A 4,684-nucleotide genomic window follows, 5' to 3' on the forward strand; every position below is an offset into this window, starting at 1 on the left:
CCTGCGGATCTGTGGCGGCAGATCGTTGATCGCCATTGTCGAGCGATTAGCCCGCCTGAGGCCCGGATTCTCGCACTCCTCATCCAGGGTTACCGCAGTGAAGAGGCGGCGTCGCTAATCGGTGTCTCCGCAGCCACCATCAGGCGGCATGTCGCCGAACTCAGCCATCGCGTGTTCGAGTTCACCGAAGTTCCTCACGAGCATGAAAAGCTAAGGGTCTGGGCGCGCGAACACCTGACCTGCTGTATGCCCTTGGTCTACGAGATGATCGAAAACGATCGGACAGTCTTCGAAAACGCTTGAAAAAACGCATAGCGAGTTCGAGACGAGAGGTGGTCGGCGAGCTTAGTCTCGGCTGAACCGAGCCCAGCTTCAGGAGCAGGAGGCCCATGCGACACACCAGTGACCGAAAGAAGCGCCTTGCACCGTGGCTGGTCAGTTGCGCGCTGCTGACAGCGGTCGGCGGCCTGCAGCTCCAGACCACCGCACGCGGCACCGCCAAAGCCGATCTAACTCACGACGGCGAGCTCATTGCGGAGGCTCTGCAGATTGACGCGTTCCTGGTCTCTACCGCCGGAAACACCCCCGCCTGTGAGGCAGAGAAATGCCTTGTGGTCCAGGAGCCGAGCGTTGCGCTACGAGCAGCACTCGATCGGTGTGCCAAGATCGCACCGCGGGAGGTGGTTTCTACGGACCTCAGGGCGCTCCACGGCGAGATTTCGGCCGTCTGCACTCGCCTCGGCGACATGCCTGACATCCGTGAACCGGAGGTCATCAGCCCCTCCCAGCCTCCGCCTCCGCAACAAGTGCCGAACGAGTCGACCTTGCGCGCTCTGGCCGTATCTGTTCGCGGGAATCTTTCGCAGGAGATCGACCGTGCCCTTGTGTCTCGCGGGATCAAGGAGGGTGGCAGGTGAGACTATACAATCGCAACCGACATTGGGCGTTTAACGCGTTCCTCGTTGCTCTACTCGCGACCGTGCTCGGAGTCGGCATGGTGGACGCAACCTCCGGACACTATCGGTCCGGGTCTGGACAAGAGTTCCCCGGGGAGCCGGACCACAACAACAACAACCCGGGACACCATTGGCTGCGCATTGGGAAGACAAATGGCGGGACCATCTCGTCCGGGGGTCGCTATCATGACGGATGTGCTTGGTCGACATCGCTCGGCCGCTATTGGTGGTGCCGAGGCGCCAATGGGGGCGACTATGCTCTGGATTTCGCAGCGACGGGGTCCACGGCTCTCGCTGTCGACTGGGCAGGATGGGCAGCCGGTGCTTCGAAGTCGCCGGCGAACTGGTCGAATCTGTCGATCTACGCCCAGGTATCCGCGTCAGGAAACTATCACCTCGGCCACGCTGCGTGTCAGTGGCAAAAGTATGACCTCTGGCTCGAGTGGTATGACTCGTCCGGTGGGTATAACTTCAACAAACTGGGGTGGCTGGTCCTCGCCCATCAGTACCAATGGCAGCATACGGGAGCCTCAGGGTGGATCCTTCCGAACGCGGTGAGGACGAGAGACGACATTAACGCCAACCCCGGAACGACTGTCTCCTATCTGAACTACACCGCGGAAGCGACCGTCTATCCGAGCGCGGACTACAACGAATCGTGGGAGGTTGGGGAACACCGATGTTCCTTTGGCGCCCATACGCATCTCGAGACGTTCTCCTTCCACAATTGGGGGGCGATGTACGAGACGCACGGAAAGGGGCCCGACTACTACTACGACAATCATGTCGAGTGCACACCGCCCCCGAATGACGACTGTTCGACGGGACCGGTGGATCCTGGTGCCGGATACCCGGGCCCGTATTCGCCCTACACCTGGGTCGCCTTGATTGGAGGGAACACTCGATACGATGCCATGTGGTGACCGTCTCCCCGGATGGCTGATCGGCGCCGCTGTGCTTGCGACCTCACTCGCTTTCTGGGGGTGCGACAGCGATGGTCCGCGGGAAAGTGCTCAGCCGTCCCCAAGCCCCTCCGCCACGGCCACTCCGATTCGCTCGGGAGATGAACTCGTAGACAAAGTGATCGCGGGGATCCTCGCCGGAAGCCCGGATGCACTCGCGCCATTGTTGCACCCGGTCCCGGTCGCGTGCAGCAATGCACCGAACCAGGTCCCCTCCCTTCCGTGCGCATCGAGTGAACCACAGGGCACGACTCACGAGGTCCTCGCGACTGGCGGGTGTCAACCCACCTACATCACCGCCGCCGCTGCCGAACAGATCCTCCGTCAGGCCCTTACCCAGGACTTCCGGCTCTACGCCGTAACCGTCGAGGGGGCTGACCGGCAGGTCATCTTCGCCAACCTCCAGGGCAACGGCGCATTCATCTTCCGCCTCGACTCCGTGGGCATTGTCTCGTTCGGAGGAGCCTGCGGCCAAACCGCTCCCGACGCCGTCGAGCCGGGCTCGACCTTCCTGGTCCCACCGCAATTCTGAGCCCCACCCGAACACCGCTCCCCCCGCTACACTCACACCATGCCTACCCGTACCGAAACCGACTCCATGGGCGCCATCGAGGTCGACGCCTCCCGCTACTGGGGCGCCCAGGCGCAGCGCTCCCTCCAGAACTTCCCTTTCGGCCGTTGAGCGCTACCCCATGTCCCTCGCCGTCGTCCGCGCCCTCGGCATCCTCAAGGAGGGCGCCGCCCTCGCCAATGCCGATCTCGGCGAGCTCCCGCAAGAGAGGGCCGACCTCATTGCCAGGGCCGCCGACGAAGTCATCTCGCTCGCGCTCATCGAGCACTTCCCCCTCGTCGTACTCCAGACCGGCTCCGGCACGCAGTCGAACATGAACGCCAACGAGGTCATCTCGAACCGCGCCATCGAGATAGCCGGCGGCGAAATGGGCTCGAAGAAGCCGATCCACCCCAACGACGACGTCAATCGCGGCCAGAGTTCGAACGATACGGTCCCCACCGCGATGCAGATCGCCGTCGTTGAAGAGCTCGACCGCCAGCTGTACCCGAAGGTCCAGAAGCTGCGCGATACCCTCGCCGCGAAGTCGGCGGAGTTCGCCGGCATTCTCAAAGTCGGCCGGACGCATCTCCATGACGCCACGCCGATCACGCTCGGGCAGGAAGTCGGCAGCTGGGTCGCCCAGATGGACTTCGTCCTTGATGGCATCCGTCCCGCCGAAAGGGGCCTGTACGTGCTGGCTCATCGTCGCCCTCACCGCCGCCGACAAGGACTACGACCTGCTGGTCTTTCCGGAAGAGCGCCACATGCCCCGCGACCTCAAGGGCATGGAATACCAGGAGCGCCGCGTCCTCGACTACTTCAGGGGGAACCTGTGAGGCTGACTCTGCGTCTTGAGAAGAATGAGTGCCATGCGGGGAGCAGGGAGTTGAAGTTTCGGCTCGCGTCGTTGGGCGTGGCGTTGTTGGCGTTGACATCTCTCTTGGCGTGTGATGCCTCCCCCGAGCCCTCCGCCACTCCCGGCCCAACGGCATCCCAATCGCCACCGAGCCAATCCACGCCGGCACCCTGTGCGGCGGCCAGCCCGCTTGATCTCGCTCAGCGAATCCGCTTGTCTCTCTCGGTTCCAGGTTGTCTGGTCTTCGAGCCGGGAGCCAAGCCGACCGTACTGACCGCCGACACCTATGAGTCCGGCCAGCTTGTCTCCAGCACCGCCATCCCGGTATCCGAGGAGACGCGAATCCCGCCTGACCTTGCTCCGTATGACGCCGGGGGCTGCCGGGGGAATGGCGGACGGGAGCTGCGGATCTCCGGCACCGGCTCCGCAGCCGGGCAGTTCGCGGCCCATCTGTCGTGCGGTGTGGGCCAGGCTTCGTGCCCGGATTCCTTCGACCCATCTGGAAGTGCCGTCACAACATCCGAGGATGGAGAAACGTGCGTTCGCTGGAAAACCGGGCAGGCAGCTGACTCGTTCCGGGTCGAGATCCGGTACCCATCGGTCGCCGTCGCGTATGCGTTCTCGGTGGATGCCGGCCGCACGAGCTTCTTGTTACCGCACGACGCTGCGCCGAGGCTCTTCGAGTCTGGCGAGCGGTGCCGCGAGCGCAAGGACTTCGTGGTGCTCGTGTTCGCGCAGCGCGCGGGCCAGTCCGACACGCAGGTGGCCTATGCCTCAGTCTCGTCCGAGTGTTCATTGACGACTGCGAGCCCCACGCCAGCCCACGTTGATGACCCGTTCTGGGTCTTCCTCAGGCAACTCGATGCAGAGTTGAACAAGGGGAACACCGATTTTGTCGTCAGCCGGCTGCGGACTGTGGTCGTAACTTGTACCTCGACCGACGTTCCGCCCCGGGTCGGCGGTCCCGAGTGCTTCAACGTCGGCGATACGTTCGAGGGCTTTTCCGTCGGCAGATGGAGGTCAGAAGGGAGCACCGTGCCGGTCAGTGGCGTCATCGACCAGTTGCGCCATCTCGGTCGCACCGCTCATCCCGAGATGTCTGACGCTTACGGCGATGGGACACTGCGAGTGTATGCGGTGAACGACCAGCCGGAACGTCAGGTCGCGATCGTCACCGCGATCATCGACAGCCCACCGGGCTTCGGGGGTGCTGCCACAATGCGGGTTTCGATGGGACTCTACTGGCGACGGCAGGATCTGGACTGGGTAATGACCGGAATGATCACGAACTACGTCTACGGCCCCGAGTTCCTCGAGCCGACCGGTGATGTCCGGAATGGGCTGTTCCCGGCATGGG

Annotated in this window: 4 protein-coding genes and 1 pseudogene; all 5 read left to right on the top strand. The window is 63.4% G+C overall.

Annotated elements, in window-relative coordinates; translation table 11 throughout:
* Window positions 1-303, top strand: a 303-nt coding sequence (locus HRF45_13285) for a hypothetical protein (GenBank protein ID MEP0767495.1), incomplete at its 5' end; no start/stop codon positions are given.
* Window positions 304-389: 86 nt separating this feature from the next.
* A complete protein-coding gene (locus tag HRF45_13290; GenBank protein MEP0767496.1) occupies window positions 390-917 on the top strand; it encodes a hypothetical protein in 528 nt (175 codons plus the stop codon).
* Window positions 914-1,879, top strand: a complete 966-nt coding sequence (locus HRF45_13295) for a hypothetical protein (GenBank protein ID MEP0767497.1) — start codon at window positions 914-916, stop codon at window positions 1,877-1,879. The genes HRF45_13290 and HRF45_13295 overlap by 4 nt, the downstream gene beginning before the upstream one ends.
* A gap of 157 nt (window positions 1,880-2,036) precedes the next feature.
* Window positions 2,037-2,450: a hypothetical protein gene (locus HRF45_13300; protein MEP0767498.1), complete on the top strand. Its 414-nt coding sequence runs from the start codon at window positions 2,037-2,039 to the stop codon at window positions 2,448-2,450.
* 39 nt (window positions 2,451-2,489) lie between these two features.
* Window positions 2,490-4,684, top strand: a pseudogene (locus tag HRF45_13305) (hypothetical protein).

The organism is Fimbriimonadia bacterium, assembly GCA_039961735.1.
In the GTDB taxonomy this organism is placed as follows: domain Bacteria; phylum Armatimonadota; class Fimbriimonadia; order Fimbriimonadales; family JABRVX01; genus JABRVX01.

Coding starts and splice junctions, on each gene's coding strand:
- HRF45_13290 (MEP0767496.1), top strand. CDS start 390: ATGCGACACACCAGTGACCGAAAGAAGCGCCTTGCACCGTGGCTGGTC.